Genomic DNA, 26,045 nt, shown 5'->3' with positions numbered 1-26,045 from the left:
CCTCGAGTGGGGAAGTCAGCGATCTAGCACGGAGCACGCGACGTCACACGTTGCGTTCGGCCTCGACGCAGAACCACCGCGCACGTCGGAGCGTGCCGTGTGCGTGAGCGCTAACCGCGCGTCTCGGCGTCGAGCACTGAGCGCACACGCTCCGCCCAACTTTCTGCTTCTGACGGCGTGCGGCCGACGCAAGTCATGCCGAGCTTTCCAAATTGCGACAGCGCGCCAAGCAAGTGGAAGATCGCTCCGGTCGCTTGCCCCGGCTCGAAATGGAGCTTGTGCTTCGATGCGATGTCTAACAAATCCGGAGGTAGGAGCCCCACGTACGCTGGTGACGTCAGGTTGTCGGTCGAGACGTAGTAGCGAGGCTCTCCACTAGGCGTGAGATAGAGCCCACTCTTCTGATCGTAGTCACCGTCGTTGGCGAGCTTGAGCAGCATGAACGGATGCGTCGTGCCAGTCATGCGTAGGTTGATCTCGATCGCGTAGTGCTTCCAGCGACCCGGCTCGGTCTCGACTGTGACGAAGTCCACGGCCACGCGCCCCACCACGCCGCGCTCGCGCAACACCGCGCCCACCTTGAGCGCGTCCTTCTGGATCCCGAGACGGTACGCCTCGCTCGCGGGAAAGATGCAGCCGAGGTACGTCTGACCGTCGACCGCCAGCTGCTGGTCGTGACTGCTCATCACCTCGAGATCGCCCTTGGGGTCGATGCGCAACTGCACGCTGGGGCTCTTCTTGTGGCGTCCCTCCACGTAGCCTTCGACGACGCCGCCAATCCGCTCCAGTGCCGAGAGGAAACGCGGCCAGGTTTCGTTGGCGCTGACGAACGTGAGCCGTTCCAGCGCTTCGCCCACTGCGTGCGCGCGCTCCTTGTGACTCGCGCCACCACTGCGCTTGGGCTTCACGTGGCCCAGCTCCTGGAGGCTCAGCGTCGCATTACCTTCGCCGCTGAAGCCGTCGTTCAGCTTCACCATCACCCGACGTGTAGTCGGGTGCTCTTCCCAGACACGCGAGACCGCCTCGGCGACTTCTTCCTGAGAGTGCAGGTTCTCTTCCCCGGGCGCCAAGGAGATCCCCGCCTCCTTGAAGATGCTGCGGGAGCCGCTCTTGGTCCCAAGCCAAAGCAACTTCGGGTCGACGCCGTAGAGCGGTATCCCGAGCCGCACGGCCAGCTCGCGCTCCGCGTCCGAGACGGCAAACGCGGTGAGGTGGGCACGCCCAGGATGAATCACCTGACGAATGCGCTCCATCATGCGCGGACGGGAGAGGATTTTTTGGGTGAGGGGAAGCGGCGTGGAGTCGTAGGTAGACAACATGGTGAGCCGCGCGCGGGCGTGCGCCGAGGGAATGCCGCCAACCAATCCCATGTGGTAATCAATAACCGCGGGGTGAATCGGCAGCGAGCTAACGAACACCATATGGGCCTCGGGGTGCCGCAGGAGCCCGAGGGTGAAGAGCATCCGCTCCTCGTAGTGGATCACGCCCTTGATCGTATCCAGCTGAAAGCCGTCGAGACTCAGAGACGGCACCACCACGATGTCACGAGGACCGCTGCCCCAGTCGTGCACGGTAAGCCAGCGCTCGGCCAGGGTCTGTTGCAGCTCGCCAAACCGCCGCTCGAAGTCTGGGCTCAAGCCACCAACTCGGGCGGCCTGATATTTTTCCACATGAGAATGCAGAGCACCTTCGCGAGTCTTGCCCTTGCGCGACGGTGCCTTGGCTTTGTCGGCTGGCTTGGGCCTCGGCTTGGCCTTCTCCCCTCGCTTGGCCGGAGCCTTAGCGGCTGGTTTCTTGTTGTTTGCCCTGCCTGCCTTCGGTCTCGCCCCCATGCAGCCTTCCACCATAGCAAAGCCGTTCGGGTTTCTATGCTGGAAAAGCCGAGGGCTTTCAGCTCGGTTCAAGCGCACGATGTGGGCAGACTTCTCACCTGCGCCTCTTTCGAGGTTTGGTCGATGGCAGGCGCTCCAGCACCTTGGCGGCCATCAGCTGGGCGCGTCCTTCGGTGATCTCTGGCGAGAGCTTCGCTAGGCGCTCGACCAGCGCGAGCCAGCGCGGCTCGGTCGCGATCAGCTGCTCCAGGTCGTCACGCTGGCTCAACGAGTGACACAGCACGAGCTCCCACTCGGTGCGTTGCTCTTCGTCGAACCCTGCCGTCGCTTCAGTAAACGTGGCGTGGCCGTGCTCCAGGTGCAGCACCGCCTGAGCCACGTGCTCGGCGTAGCCCGCTTTGATCGCACGCGGCAGATACGCTTCTGCCGCCTCGGCCACTTGGCATTTCGAGGCATATTCCCCAAGGATACGCGCTAGGTCCTCGGACTTCGCGCTGCCGGCGAGCTTGCCAAGCGCGGGCCAAACTTCGACGTCCTTGTGGGTCAGCAGCGAAAGGCAAAGGAGCTCGGCGAAGGCCAGCTCCGCAAAGCTCACTTGCTTCAGCTTTGCCAGCGGCTTCAATTCCTCGAGGATCAGTCGGTCTAGCCTCGGGGTCTCGAGTCGCCCAAGGCTCACTGCGCCCGCGGAGAACAGGTACTCATCCTCGGCGCTCATTCGCGTACCCTTTGGTTTGGCGGGGGCGAAGCGCTTCAAGCTGCCGAGGATGAGCTTCGCATCTTCTGGGTCGCTACTGAACGACAGCCCCCTCAGGGCGCTCTGCAGGCCAGCGTCATAGCGCCTGGCGCGACTGACCCAGCGACGGAGCAGTGGATAGGCGGCGTCGCGCAGCAGATCTCCGTATAGCTCCAGCGTCATTAGCTGCAGCTCTGTTTGATCGAACACGAGGCTGCTGCCTTTTGAGAGCGCCTCGAGCAGGGCGGCGCGCTTTGGGAACAGTTTCGCAAGGGTGCGCTGACCGCCTCGACTGGTCAGCACCTCGTAGTGATCCTTCGCGGTGACCTTGCGCAGCAGCGCTTCGTCGACCTCACTCACTTCGCGCAGCGCCTGATCGAAGTCTTTCAGCGCGGCTTTGCCCAGTGTCTTGCTCAGGCCACCGGTGGGGGCCTTGCGTTTCTCCGCGGCAACAGCGTCTTCCTGCGCTTGCATCACCTGGGGGAGCCGCCACCAGAGCTTCACTCTCGCCACTTCTACACGCTTCAGGCCGAAGCCATCCCCCGAGAGCACAGCCTCGAGCCCCCAAGGGTCAGGCCCGTGCTCCAACGTGACCAGGCCCCCGTCACCAAAGCCGCCAAACTTCCCCGCGCCGCGCATCAACGCGAAGATCCCTGCGCCAAACTCAGCGACCTGGCCCGCTTCGAGAACGCCGCGCCAGTGTATCTTCGAGGAAACGAACTCGCTGACGAAGAACAGCGATGTCTCACCCGACGCGAGCCAAGCCAGCGCCTCCGCCACGCTGCGTTCCCCAAACAGCTCCGGGTGCGGCGGCGCGAGCGGCTTTGGCCACTTTCCACCAGCGAGCAGCTCATTGGCGGAGGCCGCCTCCCAAAGTTGGCGTTTACGAGCGGGAAAGCTCAGCTTGGCGAACAGCGCGACGTCGTAGCTCACGCAGCGGAGGATACACCACCACGCAGCCTCCAAACGGGGCTTGGAACCGACAGATTGCCATCCCGAATATTTCCCTCATAATTGAGGGATGCGACTCGAAGCGACGATTCCTGATTCTCGTGGCAACGCGGTGCTCAAAGCGGCCGAAGAGCTGGGTCTGAGCCGTAGCCAATTGATCGACGAAGCACTCGCCCTGTTTCTCAAGGCCGTAACCGAAGCGAAGCGTGGGCGCCGCGTGGTCGTCGTGGACCCGGAGACGTCGGAGACCGTGATTGAATTATCGAGTCCAACCCTGACCGCCCTCGAATGGGCTCTGAATCCTCAGCCGCTCAAGCTCTCAGGAGCTGAGATCGCCAAGATGCAGGCCCTCGCAGAGTCGCCAGCGCCGCCGAATAAGCGGCTCAAGGCCGCAGGGAAGAGCTATGGCGCAGCGACCAAGCGCAAGCGACGCTCGGGATGACCTACGCCACCCGGCATATGGCGACAGCTGCCTACTCGCAGCGGCGCATCGGCACGCCGCGCTTTCCGATCCTCACGGGCAGATCCTTCAGCGTTCCGCCGACCCCGTTCAGAGGCGCCCAACCGAAGCTCAGCTCACCAGAGAGCTTGCCTTCATTGCCTTCGGTGGCTTCAACGTAGTCGGTGACGTGCAGCTTGAACCAGTAGGGCTCACCGGCTCTCCCGCCGTCGTCGTGCGCGTGTGCTGCGAGACGGGTGATGCAGGTGTCTGCCCCTAGCGGTGTCGTGAAGCGGATCCGTGTGGAGGTTCGCTGGTGATTCGAGAGCCGGAGCTCGTAGCCGGGGGGTCCTGCTTCGCTGAGATCAGGATACACCGCCAGCACGCTTGGCCGGTACCTCTCGGACCGACCGTTGATGAACCGGCTGAATCCGCGGGGTAGCGAACTCATGGGGTCGATGGGGGCTGTACACGGCTCCTCTCCCCCCCAATCCCCCACCTGAACCACCGTTTAGTTCCTCGTGGAAGTCGACCGGCACCAGGTACCCGTCCGCCATCAGGGACAGAGGCATGCAGGGTCCTACTCGCTCCAAACCCGTCCTAACGCCTGAGCCGCGCCTGCACGTCGCGCTGAGTTGGCAACCACAAGTCGCGCGCCAGGCCGAACAGCGCGAGCAAGCGACAGGTCGCGTAGGCCAAATCAACTTGAAACGGGAGCAGACCGCTCTTGATAGAGCGCGGAAACGCGTGGTGATTGTTGTGCCAAGCTTCGCCCAACGTCAGCGGAGCGAGCCACCAAGCGTTGGTGCTGTCGTCGCCGGTATCGAACGGCTGCGCACCGAAGCGATGCAGGACCGAATTCACACCATCGCCCGCGATGTAATACGTGAGCTGGGTGAGGTACAGGAACGGCAGCGCCCAGGCACCCCACAGGGCGTAGACGAAGAGCCAAGTGACCACCACATGGCCGATCACTAGCGCTGCGTACGGCGTCGGGCGGCCAAGCCAACGATAGTAGCCGTCGGCCTCGATGTCCCGCGCCAGGCGCACGTGCTCCTGATTGGTCTGGGGTCGCCAGAAGGCATCGAACAGCATGCGCAGCGGCCCAGCGAAACTGTACAGCACACACCACAGCAGGCGACTTGTGTAGATGTACCAGCCGGCGTGCGCGACCCACATCCCGTATTGCCGCGGGGAATGCGCATCTGCCGGTGCGTCCGTCACCGCGTGATGGTGGCGGTGGTTGCCAACCCACTGCACCGGGGTCCCAGCAGGCAAGGCTATCGTCACCAGCGGGTAGGCAACCCAGCGGCTGAGCTTCGCCGCGCGGTGAGTCAGCACGCGGTGGTAAACCAGGGTCACACCGAGCGCGACCCAATAGGTCATTACCCCGAGGAACAGCGCAAAGAAGCCCCAGTGCACCCCCAAGCCGGCTCGCGCTGTGTGCGCCGGCCAGAGCCACAGCCACAACAGCGCACCGAGCGAGACCCCCAGGTAGACCCCAGCGACCGCCGCCGGCCACACCCCAACGCCACTGAACCCGGCGCGCGCGGGCCAATCGGTGCCATGAGGCGGCGGCGGGTCGCTTGCTGGGCGTGACCACAGCGCCGCCTCCACGGGTGCAGGAGAGTACGTCTGCATGCTCACTCCGCTGCAGCCGGTGTCGAGGGCAACTCGGCGTCGAGGCGCTCGGTCTGCTTCGCCCTGGTGAGGGGAAACAGGCTCAGGAGCGCTGGGGTGAAGAGCAAATCGCAGAGCAACGCCAGGCCAATCAGCGACGCCCCGAGCACACCCAGCATGCGATTCATGTCGAAGCTCGAGAGGGTCAACGCCAAAAAGCCCACACCCAGCACGACGCTCGAGGTGACGAGCGCTCCGCCAAGCCCGTTCATCGCGCGCACCAGTGCATCACGCGGAGCGCCGCCGCGCTCCAATTCCTCGCGGTACCTTGCGAAGACGTGCACCGTGTCGTCCACACTCATGCCGAGTCCGATGCAGAAGGCCACGCCCGGCAGAGGATCGATCACGGCGCCCCGCAAGCTGTAGGCTGCGAGCACGCACACCGTGGGGATCACATTGGGCAAGATGCTGGCGAGGGCGATACGCGCGCTGCGGAACACCAAGCCAATGACCAGCACCACCGCAGCCAAGGCTCCGAGCACGCTCTCCATCAGTTCGCGGCTCAGCTTGTTCATCCCGTGATACGCGACGGGCGCCTCGCCCGTCATCGCGACCTCGATTCCGGTGCCGGAGAAGCGCTGCGCTGCCAGCCCCTCGATCTCCGACTGCAGCTGCACCACGTAGCGCGCCCCGCCATCCCGAGTGTTCGTGCGTAGCCGCACGTGACTGCAGTCGGCGCTGCCGAGCTCGCGCAGCAAGTCACCAGCATCGCTCGCTCCCGCATACTCGAAGAGCTGCTTCACTTCGGCTTCTCGCTTCGGGACGGCACGCTCACCCGTGGCGCGGAAGTTCAGCTCCTCGAGCGCCGCGCCCAAGCTGATCGCCTTGGGCATCTGGTACTTCTGCTCGAGGTCGTGTCCGAGCGCCGCCAGGCGGGCAAGGTTCTCCGGCTTCTCGAAGTCACCCTTGGCGCCGCGGAAGGATAGCTCGACGGGCACGATGCCTGCCATTCGCTCATCCAGCAGCTTGTTTCCGCGCGAAATAGGGTGCTCCGCGTTCAGGTTGTCGCTCAAGCGATAGTCGTACACCGCGCGACTGCTCGCTCCCGCCAGCACGACGAACGCCAGCGCGCCGGCCGCGGTGAAGTACCGCGCTCGCCGGGGCTCACTCACCCACTGCGTGGTGCGCCCAAGCCACGTGAGCGCCTTGTCCTCCTTGACCAAACGCGGCCGCACCATGCGATCGCCGAACAGACTCAGGCAAGCGGGCACCGCGGTCGATACCGCGAGGAACGAAATCATCACGCCCGCAGCCAAGTACAGTCCAAAACCGTGGAGCACCTTCACATCGGCGATCGCGAGCGACGCAAAGCCGATCGCGGTGGTCACGCTGGTGAGGAGCCCCGCCTGGGTCACGTGCAGGCTCGCCACCCGCGCGGCGTCATGCTGCTCGAGCCCCAGCGCGCGCTCGTGCTGAAAGCGATGATAGAGGTGCACCGCCGCGGCGACCGTCACCACCATCAACAGCACTGGGTAGATGATCGTGATCTGGTTCAGGTTGTCTCCGCACAGACCGATCACGCCAGCGGTCGCCACGATCGCGACGCCGATCGTCAGCTGCGCCACCACCACGCCGAGCACCCGGCGGAAGAAACCAAACAACAGCAGCGCCAGTGCGGCGGTCGTCAGCGGCGCCAGCTTCAAGAGGTCGCCCTGCATGCTGGCTATCGCACCCAAGCGAGTGAACGGGATCCCCGCGTAGCTGTGCTGCACGGGAATACCGGCGGCACGGATCGCTTCGTCCACATCCTCGCGGAATTGATCTGCCGGCCCGACCAGCTTCTCGTAGGAGTCGATCTCCGGGCGCAGCTCCGCGGCGATCACGAAATGCTTGCCGTCGCTGCTCATCAGTCGGCCGCCGCCGATCAACGACGCGTCCAGCGTCTTCACCCGCTCGTCGAAAGGCCTCTCCGGCGCGTTGGGACCCAACGCGGGGGCCAAGAAGGTCGAACCGAACTCGTCGCTCCAGATCACGGGCGTGACCGCGGCGGAGTCGACGCGCCGCATCTCCGCCTTGTTCGCTTCGCGCTCCGAGATCTCAGCTAGAAGCGTCCCAAACTTTGGGTCTTCTGGATGTTCGGGTGACAACACGACGAGCAACAGCCCGTCGTCAGCGCCAAACTGCTTGCGGTAGCTCTCGCGCAGCTCCGCTTCCGCACCATCCACGGAAAACAATTGAGCGAAGTTGTTGTCGATGCGGACATTGCGCGCGCAGTAGCCAAGCCCAACGGTGAACAGCAACACGAGCAGCAGCGCGTGCTTGGGGTAGCTGGTCGCCGCGGCGACGAAGCGTGCGACGAGGCCATTGCCCGCCACCTGATGTGCATCCAATCGACTCATAGCGTCCCCCTTGTTTGTGCAGGCACGCCGTCCCGCAGCTGACGCAAGCGGAAGTAGGCGTACTCATGAACCAGGATGTGCCAGTGCAAGTCACGCGGCGCGTCGCCCGTCGGCGAGCCAAGCCAAGTCGGGAAGCGGCACGGCACCCAGGAGCGGAACACCGGATCTCCAGTCAGGTTGGAGAGGATGCCCATCAGGCTCTCATCCAGCTGAAAGGAGTTGATCGCACGCTCCGTGGTGCGCTCGTCAAGGCACACCGCGATCCAAACCGCAGTCGCGTAGAGCGACGTCATCAAGTCCAGCGCGAAGAACTTCGGCGGTTCGATGTCGAACTCCGGCAGGTCCAAATCGGAGAAGTCGAGCGCTGAGAGCTCACGCCGCGTCCACACGTCCGCACGCGGCGCCTCGCCCAAGTCGAGCAGCAAGTTGAAGGTGTTCACGTCATGACGGATCACCGCGTTGCGGCCGTTCACGTGCCCGAGCTCTTCCGCACGGATCGGAAACAGGTCACACTCTGGCACGTCTCCGCCACCGGCGTTGCGGGCGATGAAGTTCACGAGCTGCGACTCGATCACGAAGTGGCGCAGAATCACCCGCTGGGCTTCCGCGCTGACGAAATGCTTGCCGAACCACACGCTGCCCCAGCTCAACAGGCGCTCGCTCGCGAGCTGAAACGGCAGGATGCGCTTGACGATCAACGTCACGTGGATCGCCAGCAGGCAGAACAAGCGAAACGTCGGGAACAGGTACTTGCGCGTCCAGCGCGAGAGATCGCGCGCCATCGCCACACGCAGCTCTCGGTCGATGGGCAGCGCCGGGTCCGCCGCGATGGTGTCGTACAGGCTCGGGTTGTCGCGGTCCCGGATCGCGCTCGGTCGCGGCAAGCGCTTGGTGCGAACCACCGGTGGCTTCTGCGTGGCCGCGGCTAGCGCGTCCGCTTCCGCATCGACTCCCACGAGCCCGTTCATCACACGTTCCCCAGCTCTTCGAGCTGCAGGCAGTAGAGCCGCGCGACGGTGCGCGCCGTCTTCACCAGGCGCTTGGCCACCGTTTCCGTGATGAAAGGCAGGCTCAGCACCATCCGCAGCTTGTTGTAGTGATTCTCGTCGTTCTGCCCGTGATAAAGCAGGAAGTTCACGCCGGCGCGCTCTAGACCGAGGCTCGCCTGGAGGCGTGTGGCCCACAGCCCAGCCTTGGCGGAACCGAGGCCCTCGATGATGAACATGGCGCCGAACAGGTCGAGCGGGTCGGGCTGGGCAGCGCGCTGAAACATGAAGGCGCTGAACGCCTCACTCCCGACGTTTTTCTCTGCGGATTCGATGTCTGCGCGCTTGCCGCCGAGGGCGACGTAGTCATCCTCGAGCATCTGGTAGTCGCGATGCTCCTCGGCGGCGTGGGTGATCAGCGCCGAGCGGATGATGAACAGCTCCTGGCTCATGCTGGACGCCGTGAGGGCGATCCAGCGACCGCCGTCGATCACCTGCTGACGCAGGTTCAGGAGCAGCGCGGCGTACTGTTCCCGCGTGACGCTGCCATCCTCAACGGCGCGCACCACCGGCACGCGGTTCAGGCGCGCTACGAACTCATCCCACACGAACGCCAGCTCGATCGCGAGGTAGCGCGTCACCGGGTTCGGCGTGTCCGCAAAGCTCGCACCGAGCGGGGACTGCTCGAGCACGCGCTGCACTTCGATGTCACCGCGGCTCTTGGTTTGGGGGGGAGACAAAACGGCGTTCATATTTTCCTCCGTGGAATAAGCTGGGTGGCGCTCACACGGCGCCGAAACTCACTGCGGCGCTAGAAGGCACGGCGGCTGAGAAGTCGCCTGCGCCTGCTCTAGAACTCACTCGGCGGCCAGCTCAGCGGCCGCACCGTCCACGACAGTGAACAAGCCGTAAGAGACGGTGAAGCGCCCGGACTCGGGAACCATCGTCAGCACGCGCTGCCCCGGCTTCAGCATGCCGCTGTTCAACGCCTCTTCGAGCATGATGTAGATCGAGGCGGAGCCGGTGTTGCCCTTGTGCTTGAGATTCGTGAACCATTTGTCTTCGGTGATCCCGAAAGGCTCGAGGTAGCGCAGCAGCCGCGTGAAGAAGAAGTACGACGAGAGGTGCGGCATGAACCAGTCGACGCCACCCGGGTCGAGCTTTCCGCGCGAAATCAGCTTCTGGATCTCGGCAGGGACGATATCCATGATGCCTTGCTCGAGGAGCTTCGTGTCCTGACGCACCAAGAGCAGACCATCCCGCTCAGCCTGGCTGATGTCTGGATACGAGAGGTACGTCGCGCCCACGCGCGGCCCGCTCGGGCGCGACGTCCCGAGGTACATGCAGGTCTCGTACTTGTGGGCGTACGACGTGTTGGTCACCCACTCGACGCGCAACGAGAGCCCGGAGCGCGCCGGTTGCCCCTCGAGCACCACGGCGCCCGCTCCGTCGGACAACATCCAGCGCAAGAAGTCGGCGTTGAAGTACTGAAACGAGGCGTCCGTCTCCGAGCGCTCCGGGGCGAGCTCGCTCTCCTTCTCGAATCGACTGCCGCGCATCATCGCGGAGGCGAGCTCCGACGCACCGGCCACAGCGACCTCGTGGTCCCCGGTGCGCACGGCATTATAAGCCGCGCGGAAAGCCGTCATCCCGGAGGCACAAACTCCAGAGGCAGATACGCACTCCATCGGCGCACCGCCCAGGCGGCCGTGAACCATCGACGCAAAGCCGGGCATCAGCGTGTCGCCAAGCGTCGTGCCCAAGCTGAGCATCTGAACGGACTCGAGATCGATCCCGCGCCGCGCAACGGCAGCTCGCACTGCCTCCGCCGCGAGCTCCTCGTTGAGGTGGGTCTGGCGCCCGGCCTCGTCGATCGCATAGTGCCGTCCCTCGATCCCATTGGCCTTGAGCACCCGACGCCGGTAGCGGCTCTGCTGACCGCCGACGAGCCCAAGGCGCGTCTCCATCTGCTCGTTGTTGATGGGCTGCCCTGGAAGGAAGGCTCCCGCGGCGGTGATGTAGACGTCCCTTAGGAATGCGTTGGACATGCTCCGACCTCGTGTTCATCGCCGGTCAACTGACCGGGCTCGACCGGCCGACTGAACCGTGCGGAATCAACATACGATCCCGCAGGCGCAGTTCGGCCTTCACGAGCGCGCCAGCGCGCATCGTGTTTCTAGAATGATTCAAGGTAGATAGCGCCGAGCGATGGGGAAGAGCCGCGAGCTCGAGGCGCAATGATGCGGTGCGGCGTACCCTGCGTACGGTAGCCGCCCATGTAAGCAACGCAAGTGAAATTTACGCGGCGCGTCTATGAAGTAACACTCCGCAAGTGGCATCTGGCGCCATCCGAAACGCGGACGCAGCCAGGTGCACACACAAGGTCGCGCGACCGATGAATCTCGCAACACTCGGGTAACCTGCGATGCTCTTCCGACGTGGAGCCGAAACAAACTCGTTTCCGCACGCAAGCAACACGTCAAGCGATGAAGCGCCTCCTGATCATCTACCACTCCCAGACCGGTCGCACCGCACGGATGGCCCAGGCTTGCCAGCGAGGAGCCGTACTCGAAGTCAATGTGGAGACGCGCCTCGTGTGCGCGAAAGAAGCGGTGCTGGAAGATCTCCAGAGCGCAGACGCGCTGCTCTTCGGCACACCCGAGAACTTTGGCTACATGTCGGGGGCGTTGAAGGACTTCTTCGACCGCACCTACCGTCAGGCTCAGGGCAAGCTGCGTCCCCTTCCCTATGCCATCTTCATCAGCTGCGAGACCGACGGCACAGGGGCGGTGCGAAACATCGAACGCATCTGCCGCGGATACGGTTTCCGGGCGGTGGCAGAGCCCATCATCGCTCGCAAGGAAGTCGTGACAGCGGAGGACGAGCTGCGCTGCGAAGAGCTGGGTCAAACACTCGCAGCAGGCCTCGACCTGGGGATCTTCTAGCGCCCCGACCGAGGAACGTAGTCAGCGCCGTCGGGGTGCTACGCCCGAGCCGCTCACTTCACGTCGGAACAACAGCGAAAGCCGAGGTGGAAGTTCCGATGACTGTCTGCAGCGTCGACCTTCGTCGCGTGCCACGCGGGCGCTCGGTAGCGGCAGTCATCCGGATGCGCCTCGAAGTTCTCGAAGATGAACCAGCTGCCCTTCATCTCAGTCTCTCCGAGGCCGCCACGACTCGCGAGCTCTTCAGGCGCCAAAGGCATGTTCATGTGCTCCGCGGCGTTTCCGTGTTGATCATAGACACCGAAAGCGCTCACACACTCTGGGAATGCGCCAGTGGGATAAGTGTTGCTCCCGCACTCTGACCAGCTCCCAGAACCACACTTCTTGTTCTTGAAGGAGCCCGTTGCGCACTTCTTGTGGTTCTTCTCGCTGCCGTACGCCCAGACCTTCTCGCTGTACTTGTTGTTGAACCACTGCATCAGCATGCGGCGGTCGCCGAAAGCGTACTCGACCTCCAGCGGCCTAAGCGAACCGGCGCAGGCGCCTTCCCACTCGTGAGCGTCACACAGGCGTTTCCCTACGGCTTTACAGATCTTGTCGGCCTCGCTCGCCCGGGCGTAGACGACGGGGTACTCGCAAGCGATGTTCGGGAACTCGTACTGATCGATGCACACCGTCGCGGCGTCGGCGCTCGAGGGCACCGAGCTGAGACCTGCAACTCCGGCTTCAGGCAACGCCCCGCCATCGGCCAGGTTCTTCACCTCGAGCGCCTCTCGTGCGTAAACCGGCACCATGTTGGGGTGACCGCAGCGCGGATCCGCGGGCGCGAGGTGCGACGCCTTCCGGCGGATGTCCATGCACTCCGAGCGCTTCATCGGGTGCTGCGTCGGCTTGGGGTTGCCCTGACCGATGAGCTCTGATTCCGCGAAGATTCGCTTCACGGTCTCCAGCTGGTCCGGCGGGTAGTAGGGCGCCATGCGCTTGAAGAGCTGCTCGCGCTGGGCGGCAAGCGTTTCAGGGAGGCTGTCATCGACCTCGGTCTCGACGTAGATGCCGACTTTGGACGCGGCGACATCGGCGCCAGCGTCCACGATGGAGTTGCCTTGTGTCGACGCAGACTCGCTCGGCGCCGGTGCGGAGACCTGCAGTGTTGGCTCGGGTATCGTGGCGGGCGGTGCCTGACGGCGCACGACGTAAGCCGCACCCAGAGCCGTGACCCCTAACCCCAAACCCAAAATCCAATACGCGCGACGCATCTCTAGACGTGCCGCGGGTAGCACGCATCGCGACACGTGCAAAACGCTGGACCCCGACGAACGCGTTCCCCAGCGGTGTCGGAAGCGTACGTCGGGGCGCCCAGCGCGGTGTCAGGCAGCCAGATCACGCTTGAGCGCGTCGTAGTCCGTGGACGTCAGAACCGGGGCGAGCTGGTCCAAGAATTCCTGGAACGCTTCAGGGGGCATGCCCTGCTGGGGCCCCTGTAGCAGAACAACGCGCTCGCTCGGGTTCATCGCGGGCAGCATCAAGCTGAGAAAACGCATCATCTCCGCCGGCGGAATGGACCCCACCAACTCTGCCTCGAGCGCCTGCAGCTCAGCCGCGCTGTAGTGAAGATCCAACGCGGGCTGGATCTCGGTCTCTTCCTGAAGCATGTGCTCCAAGTTCTCACCAACGAACGCGGAAAACTCATGGTAGAGGGCCCTCGCGAGCGCCTGACGTTGGCCGGGCATCGCCTGCACTAGCTGTTCCGCGCGGTTACGCAAGGCGTCCGACGCCACGGCGTGGTGGTGATGTTCCCGCTCGAGGCGCTGGGCCAGCTCTGGGAGCTTTGCGCGAATCGCGGGGTGCAAAAACTCCTCTTCGTGGGCGATATGTAGCCCGACCAGATCGAGGATCTCTTCGACGCGCTCCGCAACGGCGTCCACTTCGCAGGTCCGCTCAACATTCAGGTTGCCCAGCTTGCACAACAGCTCACTGAGCCCCAGGCGTAGGCCCTTGTGAGGCGCGCTGTAGAGGTCGACGACGGGAACGTAAGGGGTGTGGTTGTCGAGAATATGCATGGTGTGCTCCTGAAGGTTACTTGCGCCACTCGGCGCAGACCGGAGCATGGCTCCCGACGCCATCTAAGCCCCCTAACTCGCCCCTAGCGATTCTTAAGCACTTCTTAAGCGGCCGAAACGGCCGCTTGAACATCAATAGTTTCAAGCGCTTAACAGGCCGACCCCGGAAAAAATGTGAGCAGTACGCGCGCTGGCTTCAGGCTTCTTCGGACAGTTCGAAGGCATCATCTATTTCTACCCGGAAATGCCCCCGGGAGCTCACCGGGAGCCGAATGGTCGGGCAGCGCTGCTCGAGTCGCTTGCGTAGCAGGGTTAGGCGGCTCTCAAGGTTGTCACGCACCGCGGGTAGGCCGAGGGAAGCATCGAGACGCAGCTCACGGTTGCTGAACTCCGTACGCCCCGTTTCCTTCACGATGCTCAAGAGCTTCCAGAGGATGCGCCCGGGGACATTGCGGACGAGATACTGATCGTCGAGGAACACGCAGTCATCGTGGGCGATATAGCGGAAGCGCAACACTGCCCGGTGAGGCTGAGCCGCAGCGCCGACTGAGGCAGACAAAGGTCTGACGCGCTCCAGCGCTAGCGCGACTTGGTTCGCGACAATCTCTAGAAATGTCTCGTCCCACTCGTCGAAGGCCAGACGCTGCTTGCTCTCGACGGCGATCACGCCGACGAGGCGATCGCCAACCACCAAGGGCAGTGCCATCTGCGACTGCGCGTTGGGCAAACCCGGCAAAGGCAACTCCGGGCACCCAAGTCCGAGGCCCCGTTGTTGCTCGAGAGCGCTGCGAATGGCACGACCGTAGCGCAAATCATTTTCCACGCCAGAAATTCTCAAGGCGCGTCGCTCCTGAGCGACTACCCCGATCAATCCTTCTCCGATCTTGACCTCGGCGCCCACACACTGTTCCGGGTAGCCGCGTGCGGCCGCAGCGCGCAGGCCGCTTTCCTCAACCAACAGCACCATCGTGTGCTGAAAACCGAACGCCACCTCGAGGGACGCAAGCAACTCGCCAAGGAGCGCGTCTAAGCTGTTCGCGTTGCACACCCGCTGGGAGATCACCTGCAACCCACGCAGCTCGCTGCGAGGACCACCGGGGTCATCCAGCTCCACCTGCTCGGGCACATCAATGTAGGCATCGAGGCGGTTGCAGCTCAGCACACGGTAGATATCTGCGGAGCGCAAGCGAAACACGCCTGTCATCCCGATGTGCGTGGCGATCGCTTGAATGCGCATCGCGATACTGTCAAACAGCGCCCCCTCGGCCTCCTCCCGCTCGTACTCCAGAGCCAACCGGTAGGCTTCGAAGGTCACCGGATCATACACGATGACCGTTGCCGCAGGGTTTTGTAGAACGTTCTGCTTCGTCTTGTTGAAGAACTGACAAGAGAGCGCAACGTGCGTTTCGTCAATGCTGTGCACATGGCTCAGGTAGGTAACATTCGGCGTGCCGTCGGCGCTAACGGTGCCCAGAATCGAGGGAATGATGCCCTGAAAGCAGCGCGCGGGCGGTCCGCATGTGCGGCTCATGCTGGCTCCATGGGTCGTCCTGCCGCTGGCCCGGGCGTCTGGTCGAAACCCTCGTCGAACTCGATACTCAATGCGACGCTTGGGCTGATCCGCATGCGGCGGGTGACCGACCGAGGCAGCCCGGTCATCGCGACCTGCTCAGCAAATGCCACGCGGTAACGTTCGAGTTCCGGTTGCTGCTGTGGAGTCACGTCACGCACCTCGAGCACCCGCCCTTTGAGCTGCACCGTGCGATGATCGTGGATGCGAGAGAACGCCACGGCGATACGCCCGTTCGCACGAATGTTGTCCAGCGTGCGAGCACTCAACGCGGCGTTCAGGAACAACGTGATGGATTGCCGATCCGCTGCGACGAGCGCGCCCAACCCCCGCAACACCTCGGGCCTGAGTTCGGCATCGCGGGTGGCCAGGATCATGGAGACGCCGCTCTCGAGGAACTCGACGAGATCTTCGGGAAGGGCGACGGGCATGGCGACGACGATACCGCTTAGCTGGCGAGGGGAAGAAAGCCGAGGATATAGTGCGAACCGGTGGCTGCCCAGGACCCAATACCCGCGCTGCGCCTGGCTGAGGTCGCGATCGACTTCGGACGGGGCCCCGTGCTCACGGGGGTGAACCTGGGCGTTGCGCCGGGCGAACTCGTGGTTCTGCTCGGCGCTTCGGGCTCTGGAAAGAGCAGCCTCCTCAGGCTGTTCAATCGTCTGGCTGAGCCGTCCGCCGGTCAAGTCGAGTTCGCGGGCAAGCCGCTCGCAGAGTACGAGCCTCGGGCATTGCGGCGGCGCGTGGCACTGATCACTCAAGCGCCAGTGATGTTTCCGGGCAGTGTCCGAGACAACCTGGGCATGGTGCCTCGCGGATACGATCCACCCACCGAGCACGCCATGGCCCAAGAACTCGCTGCGCTTGGCCTGCATGAAGACCTGCTCGAGCAAGACGCAAGTCGGCTCTCGGGTGGCGAAAAGCAGCGGGTGAGCCTAGCGCGAAGCCTGCTCATGACCCCGGAGGTCCTGCTGCTGGACGAGCCCACCAGCGCTCTCGACCCGCACCACGAGGCAAAGGTCGCACAGCTGATCGCGGACCTGCGGGCACGCAGCCGGCTGACGTGTGTGGTGGTGACCCACTCGGAACGCCTGGCGACGCAACTCGGCGGACGCTGGGTGTTGATCCGTGGCGGACGTCTACTGGAGCAACCCGACGACGGCGCGCTGATGGAGTTCTTCTCGGGGAGTGAGACTTGAGCGGCGCCACTGACCTGAAGGGCGCCGACCGATGAAAGGCGCGCTGGACATCCACTGGCTGCGCCTCGCGACGCTCCTGGTATTGCTCGCGCTGGTGTTTCTCGTTTCCGCGCGCATGCGGCTAGATCTAGGCAAAAAGATCGGCCTAGCCGCGCTCCGTGGCAGCATCCAGCTGGTCGCCGTGGGCTACGCGCTGACCGCGGTGTTCAGCATTCACAACCCGCTCTTGGTACTCGCGACGCTGGGCTTGATGCTCAGCGTCGCAGCGCGCACCGCTGCCTCGCGCATCTCAAGGCGCTTCCGCGGGGTTGCGTGGCTCGCAGCGCTGGGCCTCATCGTTGGCACCAGCGTTAGCCTCGGTTTCTCCACGGCGGTCGTGGTCGATATCCACCCCTGGTACTCCCCCCAGTACCTGATCCCCATCGGCGGGATGCTGCTCGGCAACTCGATGAACGGCGTGAGCCTCGCCGCGGAGCGCTTCATGGAAGAGCTAGACGTGCGTCGCGCCGAGGTAGAAACGCTGCTGAGCCTCGGCTTCAGCGGCCCGGAGGCGCTGCACCCGTTGCTCAAACGGAGTCTCCGCGCGGCAATGATCCCGACGCTCAACAGCCTCACCGTCGCCGGCGTGGTGCAGCTGCCCGGCATGATGACAGGCCAAATCCTGGGCGGCGTCTCCCCACTGGTCGCCGTCAAATACCAGCTCTTGATCTACGTCGCCCTGACCACCAGCGTGAGCCTGGCAACCCTCGTCTTCCTGTTGGTTCTGCGCAATCGCCAGCTCACCGCAGCCCACCAGCTCATCCCCCCGCCCGAGCCAAAACCCGTCGCTTCCCGAGGCGGAGGCGGTGGTGGCGGCGGAGGACGGCGACATCGAGAGGCCTAGGCAGTCCGGTCAGCTTTCCGGGCTAGGCCTCCTCTCGGTCGTTGCTGGAAGCTCATTGCTGTTCGCGGATTGACCGCCAAGGACGCCAAGGATTTCGGGAATGCATCATATGGCGCCTGCCCGCCGCGACTTCAGCCCCATGATACCGGGGGGGGCCTGAGGTTGGGTCGCTCTCAGGTGTCCTCAGGGACTTGCCGCGCGGATTCGGGCTAGGCCCAGCAAGTTCAGCGCTGACGGTGCCTACACGCCCCGCCAGAAATACACCAGGAGCATCCCCCAGAAAATCTTGGCGTCCTTGGCGCCCTTGGCGGTTCCCTCAAAAATCGGAACCTCGCCTGCTAACAAGCGCCCACCACGACTTCAAGACGACAGTACAACTCTCTTCACACCCAACGATAGCCGCAACACGTTGAAGGTGATCAGCAAGCCCAATGGAAGCCCAGTCGCTTTCAGATAGGAGATGACCTGCGCGACATGGATGGGGGCAATTGTCTCGACTACCTTGATCTCCACCACGAGGCGGGAGTCGACAAGCAGATCGATGCGGCCAGTCCCGATCGGATTGCCCTTGTACATCACCCCCACAGGCACTTGTTGTGCGTACCGAATCCCCCGCAACCGCAACTCGACACACATTGCGCGCTCGTAGACCGCTTCCAGAAACCCCGGACCGAGTCGCCTGTGAACCTCTAGTGCAGAACCGATGACCCGGTGGCAGAGCTCGTCCAACCGGCCACCAGGCTCTGGTCTAGCAGGATTCGAAGTGCGTTGGTCGCGGGGGTTCACAGCGAACGTATCGACCGATGGCGCCGCCAATTTCCAGAAGTCTCGCAGAGGAGGTAGAATCTAGATGGGGCGTCCCCGCAAGTATCGAACACATCCGGGCTCAAGTTATTGCCGCACGGATTCGTGCCTACTCGAACGTTCAGCACTGAGGGTAGCTTAACGTCCCCACACTTCTACGTTCAGAGCACTCCCAAAATCTTGGCGTCCTTGGCGCCCTTGGCGGTTCCCCAATACCGACCGGAAATGCGTTCCGCCGAACCAGTCAACCATCACTCCAGCCCGGTTGCTCCGCCAACAACTCCAGGAACAGCTCCGCGGCCCTGCCCAGGGGGCGCGCGCGACGCCACGACAGGTGCGGGATGAAGCGATGCTCTTCGGCTTCTTCGAAGGGGAGGAGCAGCAACTGCTTTTGCTCGAGCGCGTCCTCGATCAGGTGCTGAGGCATCCAACCGAAGCCGATGCCCGAGACGAGCGCCTCGAGCTTCGCGTGAAAGTCGCCGAGGCGGAGCACATGTGGGCTGCCAAGCGACAAGCGCCCTAGCGCGGAAGCGTTGGTCACAGTGCCTGAGTCTTCCACCATCAGCTCCACGTGTTGCGCAAGCTCGGCACGAGTCCGCTTCGCTTGCTTCTTGGAGCGGGGGTGCACTGGCGCAAGAGGATGCGTCGGGCTGACCACCAGCCGCATGCAGAGGGGTGCCAGCGGGCGCGCAACGTGTCGCGCATCGCCAGCGAAGTCGAGCACGAACATCAAGTCGCCTCGCTGATCGTTGAAGCGCTCCCTCACCCCCGAGAGATACTCCACGTGCAAGTCGACGCGCGTCGGCAGGCCCCGCTGCACGAGCCCTTTCATTGCCGCGAGGATCGGCTTCAGGTCCAGCGCCCCATCGACGACGATGGTCAGGCTCGGCTCCCAGGCGTCGCGCAGCGCCAGGGCGACGCGATCAAAGTGGCGCGCACGCTCTAGCAACTGCTCCGCCTCCAGCAGCAAGCGTTGCCCCGCGGTAGTGAGCACAGCGCGGTGACCGCTACGGTCGAACAGCGCAAATCCGACGCGCTCTTCCAGCCCCTTGACGCCGTAGCTCACGGCGCTGGTTGCGCGGTGCAGGCGCTTGCCCGCAGCGGCGAAGCTCCCTGTGGACGCGATGGCCTGGAGCACTCGCAACTGGTCCAGATTGACGAAGTCTCCCGGTTCAGGGGCGGATTCTGCAGTCTTTTTCACGGGTTCGGGGGTGAGGGGCGCTTTCAAGCGCCGCAGCTTGTTCTAATAAACCGTACAACTTCTATCAGAAACTTGAATTTTCATGAACGGTCTCTGGGCCGTAATCTGCGCCCATGCACTACACTCGGGGGCGGGTCACCCGTCAGGCGCACGTGGATATCCCCAGCGGTACCGTTGAGGAGGAGTTCGGTCGCCGCGGGTTCTTTGGGCGCGCGGCGCACCTCTATCGCAGCACCCCGCCGGTGAACTGGACGTCGGTGAGCGAGGGTCTGCGCCCGCGCGCCATGAACCTTCGCGAGCTGAAGGGCTTGAACGCCGGGGAAGGCACCCCCAGCGAGTGGCTCGACTCACGCATCGCCGTGCTGGAGAACGCCGACGCGCGCATTGCCTTCAGCCGCTTGAGCGGCGAGATGCAGCACTGCTTCCGCAACGCCGACGCTGACGAGCTACTCTTCATTCATGGTGGTCGCGGCACACTGCTCAGCGACTTCGGCGCTCTGGATTACGAGACCGGTGACTACGTGCTGGTTCCTCGCGGTACTACTTACCGCTTGTCACCGAAGGACCTGACCCACTGTCTGGTCCTCGAGAGCCGGAGTGAGCTCGAGCTCCCGCAGAAGGGACTGCTCGGGCACCATGCCTTGTTCGACCCGGCGTTGATCGACGTGCCTGACCCGGAGCGCTTACCCGCCCTCGCCAACTCGGGCAACGAGCGAGACTGGGACGTCGTCGTTCAGCGTGGTGGCGAGCAACACCTCATCCGCTACCCGTACGATCCGCTGAACACCGTGGGCTGGAAGGGCGACCTCAGCGTCTGGCGGATCAACGTGAAGGACATCCGGCCGGTGCTGAGCGACCGCTATCACCTGCCACCATCGGCTCACGCAACGTTCCTGAGTGACTCCCTCGTCGTTTGCACCTTCCTGCCCCGCCCCTTGGAGGTCGGCGATCCGAACGCCCTGCGCGTGCCCTTTTACCACGCGAACATCGATTACGATGAGGTGCTGTTCTACCACTCAGGTGACTTCTTCAGTCGCCAGGGCATTTCCCCAGGGATGTTGACGTTCCACCCTCAGGGGATCCACCACGGTCCTCAGCCGGGCGCAATCAAGGCCAGTGAAGGCAAGACGCGCACGGAAGAGGTCGCCGTGATGATCGATACCCTACGCCCCTTGCGAGTATGCGACGGCGCTCAATCCGCCGAGCGCGTGGACTACTGGAAGAGCTGGATGACGCCATGAACCAAGCAAACGATCAGAACCCCCTAGGCCTAAACGGCATCGCCTTCGTCGAGTACGCAAGCCCGTCGCCTGAAGGCGAAGCAGAGCTGAACCGCCTCTTCGGTAGCCTGGGCTTCTCGAAGCTCAATCGGCACCCGAGCCTCAACATCCTCGACTACGTGCAACATAACGTGCACTTCCTGGTAAACCGCGAGGCAACGAGCCACGCTAACGACTTCGCCAAAGCCCACGGAGGGTGCGTCTCCGCGCTCGGTTGGTGGGTCAAGGACGCGGAGCTAGCGCTGGCGCGCGCCGTCGAGCGCGGTGCGAAAGCCTACACGGGCCCCATCGCGTATCATGGTGCCAGGGCGATCTACGGCATCGGCGGCTCGCTCATCTACCTGGTGGAGGAGCGAGTGGGGCGGCGCTGGAACGACGACTTCCTTGCTCTGGAGCAGCCAGAACACCACCCGAGCCGCGGCTTTTACCGCGTGGATCACCTGACCAACAACGTGCACAAAGGCACGATGCAAGAGTGGGCGAGCTTCTACAAGGAGGTGTTCGGCTTCACGGAGGTGCGCTACTTCGACATCCGCGGGCAGAAGACCGGACTCACCTCCTACGCGCTGCGATCGCCTTGCGGTCAGTTCTGCATCCCGATCAACGAAGGCGACGAGTCGAAGTCTCAGATCGAGGAGTATCTGCGGGAGTACGCGGGCCCCGGCGTGCAACACATTGCGCTCCTGAGCGATGACCTGCTCAGCAGCCTGCAGGGCCTCGAGGAGGCGGGCGTGCCGACCTTGGATATCGACAGCGAGTACTACGAAAACGTCTTCGAACGCGTTCCTGGGGTCACCGAAGATCACGCACGCATCGCCGCGCTCAAGGTGCTGGTGGACGGCGACGACGACGGGTACCTGTTACAGATCTTCACGCGCAACGTGATCGGTCCGATCTTCTTCGAGATGATTCAGCGGCGGAATCACCTGTCTTTCGGCGAAGGGAACTTCTCGGCGTTGTTTCGGTCCATCGAGCGCGACCAAGAGCGCCGCGGCGTACTCTGAGACAGCTACGCCTGCCGCGCTAGCATGGCCGACTGAAAGCTTCAGTCGGCTTTTGCGCGTTCGATCCGCTCGGCGACGTCACTCTTTTTCAGCACCAGACTAAAGCTCACGGTGCCTGGGTCATCAGCGGCTGTCACCAGGGGAGAGATGGCCCCCGCGAGGCGCCCAACGGACCACTCGCTGTCGACGCCGACCACCACCTCGCACACTCGTCGCGCATCCCGCGCGGCGGTGAGCCGAGCGCACCCAAAGTTCCGCAACCCAGCGCCCACCACGCTAAAGAGCTTCGACTTCTCTGGAGCTTCCACTGGCCCCACCAGTGTGCCTGCGTCGGGATCGTAGAGGTACCGCCAGACGTCCGGGCGCTCTCGCTCCGGGAGCGTACTCCAGTCGCTCGCGAGGCGCAGGCTCAGCGTACGTAGCCCCGCACTGCGCGCGAGCGCGTCTTCACGAACCACGCGAGTGTCTCGCAACAGCAGGCCAAAAGGTTCGAGCGCCTTGCCTCCGAGCTGCTTCTCCAGCGCGCCGAGCTGCAGATCGACCTTTGCCGCGAGGATCAATCCGGGACGCTTCAAGCCCTGGACATTGATACGCCGCGGCCCACCTTCGTGCTCATCCGGCTCGTCATCAGGCTCTGCCGGTGGTGCATCTTTGGGCTGAGTCGCAGCAAGCAGGCTGGGAGCGAAATCTTGCGGCTTCCAGCGGGGCGGCTCGAGCCATGCGTTGCGGTCACGCCCGACGATCCAGATCGGCGCGTTGGGGATCCAGGGCTGTCCTTCTAGCTCCACCCGCGGCAAGTTCAGGTTGCGGTCACTGAGCACGCCTTCCAGCTCAGCGAGTTGATGCTCGGAGGCCTGAACGAAGCGCTCCCCCCCAAAACATGCAAGCCAAACCCCGGCGACTAGCGCGACTTGTTTGCCACGTGAGGCCAAGCGCCTGCGCAAGGACCACAACAGCAGCACAATTGCAGCCCCCGAAGCAGAGCTGTCAAGAACGACCAGTCGCGAGCGGCTCGCTAGCTCGAGCCCGCCACGCAGTCCCGGCTCATACAATGCCTCGTGAGATAAATTCTGGATCGGAACGCTAACTTCCGCGCGGAGCCAAGAGGCGACCACGAACACCAATGGCACCCACACCGCGAAGCCAAGCGCTGCACCCCGCACCATCAGCACAGCGAGCAACAGCACGCTGACGATGGCCAAGACGTCCTCGAGATTCCAGCTCAGCCCGAGCATGATGCGACCAAACGCCAGGGATACCGCCCAGGTCAGCACGGCGACCCAAGCCTGGGGTGACACCGGAAGCTCTCGCCGTGCGTGGACCCTGGAACCGATCAACTCGAGCCCAAGGGCGCCAATCGCAGCCATGCCAGCTCCAATGAACATGATGGCGCGCGCATCGCCGGCGACCTCTCGGTACCCGAGTATCATCGAGGAGACTTCGCTCAGACCTCGAACGAGGCCGAAATCCCGCGAATGCTGCTGGAGGGCATACCCCACGGAAATAAGCGGCAACAGCAACCAGCCGTACCAGAGCTTGGTCGCGTCGTCCCGCCCACGCCAGAAGGCCACGGCAAACGCGATGAGCGGCGCGACCAGCCACAGCCAAAACGGAGCGACCCAGCTCAGAGGATGAGACAGCCCGTAAGCCGTGCAAGCCAGAAGGGTGGCGAGGCCGATGCCCAACTCGACCCGCCCAAGCTCGGCGCTGGGCAGGTCTTGCTCGGGTTCAGGCCCCGCGCGCACTACCCGCGGCTCCGAAGCGGCCGGCTCTGAAGGGACCAGCTCTGAGGCAACCGGATCTGAGTCGGACGGATCTGAAGCGGGTGCTGCGTCGCTACTTTCCGGAGGCATCTGCCCCGGAGAGGAAGGCGGCGTAGGCGTCGAGGTTCGTCTCGCGGCCGAGGAATGCGTGCACCAGCTCGTTCTCGTCTTCCCCGGCGCCCTGGGACAACACCAGCTTGCGCCAATCATCGGCGACCTTGGTGTTCATGAAGCCTTCCTTCTGGAAGCGCGTCAGCACGTCGCGCGCGATCGCGAGCGCCCACTGGTAGCCGTAGTAGCCCGCGTCGTAACCCATTAGGTGGCCGAACGTCGCCTGGAAGTGCGTTTCCGGGAGGTAACCGAAGCTCTGAGTCTTCTTCATTACTTCGGTGAACACCTTGTCGGTGTCGACCGGCGTCGGTTGGTGGTGATACTCGAAGTCGAGCGTCGCCAGGGAGATCTGCCGCTCAGTGTGCAGCGCGAAGCCGAACGAGCGGCTCTTCGTCATCGCGTTGAACAGCTTGTCAGGGATCTTTTCGCCGGTTTCGTAGTGCTTGGCGAAGAGGTCCAGTGTCTCCCGGCGCCATGCCCACTCCTCGAGCATTTGTGAAGGTGCCTCCACGAAGTCGCGCACGGTGTTCGTGCCGGAGTAGGTGGCGAGCGGCTGCTGCGTCAGCACGTGATGCAGAGCGTGGCCGAACTCATGGAAGAAGGTGGTGACCTGATCATGGGTCATCAACCCCGGCTGACCCGGCTCACTCTTGGGGAAGTTGCACACCAGGGCTGAGATCGGTGTGACGTAGCTGCCGTCGTCCAGGCGCTTGCCACCGCGGATCTCGAACATCGCCGCGTGCTTGTACTTACCGTCACGTGGGTACAGGTCGAGGTAGATGCGGCCGAGCTTCTTGCCCTCGTCCGTTACCTCGAGGATGCGCACGTCCTCGTGCCACACGGCCCCCTTTTCCGCCGGGATTTCCTTGAATTCGACCCCGTAGAGCTTCGAGAGGATGGTGAAGAGCCCCTTCGCCACCGACTCGACCTCGAAGTAGTTCGAGAGCTGCTTGGCGTCGAACCCGTACTTCTTGTTCGCCAGCCGACCGACGAGGTAAAGCCGGTCCTGATTCGGCACCACGGCGCCCTTTCCGCCGATCTTGTGCCACTCGGCGAGCAGCTCCGCGTATTCGCGCTTGCCAGGCTTGGCGACCGTCTTGGCGGCGTTCTTCAAGAACTCCTGCACCTTGGCCGCGCTCTTCGCCATGCGGGGCTCGATGGCGTAGTCAGCCCAGGTGTCGTAGCCGAGGAGCTTGGCCTTCTTCTCCCGCAGCACCAGCACGCGCTCCAAGATCGGCACGTTGGCTTTTGCCGCACGGTTATCAAACTCGAAGGTCAGGGCCTTGGCGACGCTGCGGTCGTCTGCGTAGGTGATGACGGGGAAGTAGTCCGGGTAGTCCGTCGTGAGCTCGACCAGGCCATCAGCGCCGGGCTTGTGCTGCTCGATGAAGCTCTCGGGCAGGCCCTTCAGCTGATCCGGCTTGACCTTGATGGTGCCCTTGGCCTCACTCAGGTTGGTGCCAAAGTCCTGGCTCAGCTTGCTCAGCTCCTCGTTCAGCTTACGCAGCTCGTCCTGCTCCGCCTTGGGGAGAAACAGCCCATTGCGCTTGAAGTCACGCAACAGTTCCTCGAGCAGGCGCTTGCGGGTGCCCTCGAGCGCCGGGTGCTTGTCGGCATAGCGCCGCACGACGCCGGCGAACTCCGCGTCGAGCATCATGTCAGTGTAGAACTCGTCCACCTTCGGCCGACACTCACCCGCCGCTTCGCGCACCGCCTTGTCTGGGTGGCCCACGTTCATCAAATCAGGGAAACCAGCGCCAACGCTCAGCTCGAGGGAGATTTGATCCACCTTGGCCAAGGTGTTGTCCCAGGTCAGTTCCGTTTCCGCGTGGAGTGCCTTGACCTCTCCCAGCAGACGCTTGGCCCGCCCCAAATGACGGTCGCAGAGCTCAACGACGCCCTTCGCGGTCATCCCCTCGGCGACGGGGTCCACCTCCGGGGTCGGCACCTCGGGGGCGGCTTGGGGGACAGAAGAAGCAGAAGGCATGGCGGTCATGGCCGGAGGCTCCGAAGGCTGAGGGGTGGCGCTTGGGGTGCACGCCCCCAGCGCGATGGCAAACACTAGCGTCCAGCGGGCGGACGTCGGCAGAGGCCTACGCGAAGCTGAGGCGGAGGCAAGCTTGGACTCTCGCATGGGCGGGACCATTCCCCAGCACCTGCGCGCTGGCAAGCCAGTTCGCGGCCAAAAAGTGCTACGGATGGGCCGGGGTGACTGAACCAACGGGCACAGCTTCCGATGCAGAATCCGCGGCCGCGGCCCGTGGG

General features: G+C 63.8%; 22 protein-coding genes. 6 read left to right on the top strand and 16 right to left on the bottom strand.

What is annotated here, in order from left to right; genetic code table 11:
- Positions 1-110: 110 nt before the first annotated feature.
- Together H6718_11275 and H6718_11270 are read right to left on the bottom strand one after the other, a co-directional pair.
- Entirely contained in the window at positions 111-1,832 is a 1,722-nt protein-coding gene (locus H6718_11275; protein ID MCB9585971.1) for a carboxylate-amine ligase, read from the bottom strand.
- Positions 1,833-1,926: 94 nt separating this feature from the next.
- Entirely contained in the window at positions 1,927-3,498 is a 1,572-nt protein-coding gene (locus tag H6718_11270; GenBank protein ID MCB9585970.1) for a hypothetical protein, read from the bottom strand.
- A gap of 88 nt (positions 3,499-3,586) precedes the next feature.
- Between H6718_11270 and H6718_11265 the strand changes: the two genes are divergently transcribed.
- Positions 3,587-3,958, top strand: coding sequence for a hypothetical protein (locus H6718_11265; GenBank protein ID MCB9585969.1), 372 nt, complete (start codon positions 3,587-3,589; stop codon positions 3,956-3,958).
- A gap of 31 nt (positions 3,959-3,989) precedes the next feature.
- Here the strand turns inward: H6718_11265 and H6718_11260 are convergent, their stop codons facing one another.
- The 6 genes from H6718_11260 to H6718_11235 form a co-directional block, all read right to left on the bottom strand.
- A complete protein-coding gene (locus H6718_11260; GenBank protein ID MCB9585968.1) occupies positions 3,990-4,406 on the bottom strand; it encodes a hypothetical protein in 417 nt (138 codons plus the stop codon).
- Positions 4,407-4,555: 149 nt separating this feature from the next.
- Positions 4,556-5,596, bottom strand: coding sequence for a fatty acid desaturase (locus H6718_11255; protein ID MCB9585967.1), 1,041 nt, complete (start codon positions 5,594-5,596; stop codon positions 4,556-4,558).
- 2 nt (positions 5,597-5,598) lie between these two features.
- Positions 5,599-7,974, bottom strand: a complete 2,376-nt coding sequence (locus H6718_11250) for an MMPL family transporter (GenBank protein MCB9585966.1) — start codon at positions 7,972-7,974, stop codon at positions 5,599-5,601.
- Positions 7,971-8,942, bottom strand: a complete 972-nt coding sequence (locus H6718_11245; protein MCB9585965.1) for a hypothetical protein — start codon at positions 8,940-8,942, stop codon at positions 7,971-7,973. The genes H6718_11250 and H6718_11245 overlap by 4 nt, the downstream gene beginning before the upstream one ends.
- Positions 8,942-9,712, bottom strand: a complete 771-nt coding sequence (locus H6718_11240; protein MCB9585964.1) for a hypothetical protein — start codon at positions 9,710-9,712, stop codon at positions 8,942-8,944. Before H6718_11240 ends, H6718_11245 begins: the two co-directional genes overlap by 1 nt.
- A 105-nt stretch (positions 9,713-9,817) precedes the next feature.
- Positions 9,818-11,008 carry a 3-oxoacyl-ACP synthase gene (locus tag H6718_11235; GenBank protein MCB9585963.1) on the bottom strand — a complete coding sequence of 397 codons (1,191 nt, stop codon included), beginning with the start codon at positions 11,006-11,008 and terminating at the stop codon, positions 9,818-9,820.
- 438 nt (positions 11,009-11,446) lie between these two features.
- On the opposite strand from H6718_11235, the gene H6718_11230 reads away from it, so the two are divergent.
- The gene (locus H6718_11230; protein ID MCB9585962.1) at positions 11,447-11,905 is read left to right on the top strand and encodes an NAD(P)H-dependent oxidoreductase; all 459 of its coding nucleotides are present in this window, start codon (positions 11,447-11,449) and stop codon (positions 11,903-11,905) included.
- 53 nt (positions 11,906-11,958) lie between these two features.
- Here the strand turns inward: H6718_11230 and H6718_11225 are convergent, their stop codons facing one another.
- The 4 genes from H6718_11225 to H6718_11210 form a co-directional block, all read right to left on the bottom strand.
- Positions 11,959-13,161 (bottom strand): SUMF1/EgtB/PvdO family nonheme iron enzyme, encoded by a 1,203-nt coding sequence (locus H6718_11225; GenBank protein ID MCB9585961.1) that lies wholly within the window; start codon positions 13,159-13,161, stop codon positions 11,959-11,961.
- 111 nt (positions 13,162-13,272) lie between these two features.
- Complete coding sequence (locus tag H6718_11220; GenBank protein MCB9585960.1) at positions 13,273-13,965, bottom strand: hemerythrin domain-containing protein; 693 nt, start codon at positions 13,963-13,965, stop codon at positions 13,273-13,275.
- 196 nt (positions 13,966-14,161) lie between these two features.
- Complete coding sequence (locus H6718_11215) at positions 14,162-15,496, bottom strand: GAF domain-containing protein (GenBank protein MCB9585959.1); 1,335 nt, start codon at positions 15,494-15,496, stop codon at positions 14,162-14,164.
- Complete coding sequence (locus tag H6718_11210; GenBank protein ID MCB9585958.1) at positions 15,493-15,966, bottom strand: pyridoxamine 5'-phosphate oxidase family protein; 474 nt, start codon at positions 15,964-15,966, stop codon at positions 15,493-15,495. The genes H6718_11215 and H6718_11210 overlap by 4 nt, the downstream gene beginning before the upstream one ends.
- A gap of 60 nt (positions 15,967-16,026) precedes the next feature.
- Between H6718_11210 and H6718_11205 the strand changes: the two genes are divergently transcribed.
- Together H6718_11205 and fetB are read left to right on the top strand one after the other, a co-directional pair.
- Positions 16,027-16,734: an ATP-binding cassette domain-containing protein gene (locus H6718_11205; protein MCB9585957.1), complete on the top strand. Its 708-nt coding sequence runs from the start codon at positions 16,027-16,029 to the stop codon at positions 16,732-16,734.
- Positions 16,735-16,765: 31 nt separating this feature from the next.
- Positions 16,766-17,617, top strand: a complete 852-nt coding sequence (gene fetB / locus H6718_11200) for an iron export ABC transporter permease subunit FetB (protein ID MCB9585956.1) — start codon at positions 16,766-16,768, stop codon at positions 17,615-17,617.
- A gap of 360 nt (positions 17,618-17,977) precedes the next feature.
- Here fetB and H6718_11195 read toward each other — a convergent pair whose 3' ends face one another.
- The gene (locus H6718_11195) at positions 17,978-18,403 is read right to left on the bottom strand and encodes a GxxExxY protein (GenBank protein ID MCB9585955.1); all 426 of its coding nucleotides are present in this window, start codon (positions 18,401-18,403) and stop codon (positions 17,978-17,980) included.
- A gap of 262 nt (positions 18,404-18,665) precedes the next feature.
- Complete coding sequence (locus H6718_11190) at positions 18,666-19,622, bottom strand: LysR family transcriptional regulator (GenBank protein MCB9585954.1); 957 nt, start codon at positions 19,620-19,622, stop codon at positions 18,666-18,668.
- 113 nt (positions 19,623-19,735) lie between these two features.
- On the opposite strand from H6718_11190, the gene H6718_11185 reads away from it, so the two are divergent.
- Positions 19,736-20,863 carry a homogentisate 1,2-dioxygenase gene (locus H6718_11185; GenBank protein ID MCB9585953.1) on the top strand — a complete coding sequence of 376 codons (1,128 nt, stop codon included), beginning with the start codon at positions 19,736-19,738 and terminating at the stop codon, positions 20,861-20,863.
- Positions 20,860-21,906 (top strand): 4-hydroxyphenylpyruvate dioxygenase, encoded by a 1,047-nt coding sequence (hppD, locus tag H6718_11180; GenBank protein ID MCB9585952.1) that lies wholly within the window; start codon positions 20,860-20,862, stop codon positions 21,904-21,906. The genes H6718_11185 and hppD overlap by 4 nt, the downstream gene beginning before the upstream one ends.
- A 41-nt stretch (positions 21,907-21,947) precedes the next feature.
- On the opposite strand, the gene H6718_11175 is transcribed toward hppD, so the two are convergent.
- Entirely contained in the window at positions 21,948-23,651 is a 1,704-nt protein-coding gene (locus tag H6718_11175; protein MCB9585951.1) for a hypothetical protein, read from the bottom strand.
- 91 nt (positions 23,652-23,742) lie between these two features.
- A complete protein-coding gene (locus H6718_11170; GenBank protein MCB9585950.1) occupies positions 23,743-25,914 on the bottom strand; it encodes an oligopeptidase A in 2,172 nt (723 codons plus the stop codon).
- Positions 25,915-26,045 lie beyond the last annotated feature (131 nt).

It is taken from the genome of Polyangiaceae bacterium, from assembly GCA_020633205.1.
Taxonomy (GTDB): domain Bacteria; phylum Myxococcota_A; class Polyangia; order Polyangiales; family Polyangiaceae; genus JAHBVY01.
The sequence above is the reverse complement of the archived record's forward strand: the minus strand, read 5'-3'. Positions and strand labels throughout refer to the sequence as shown.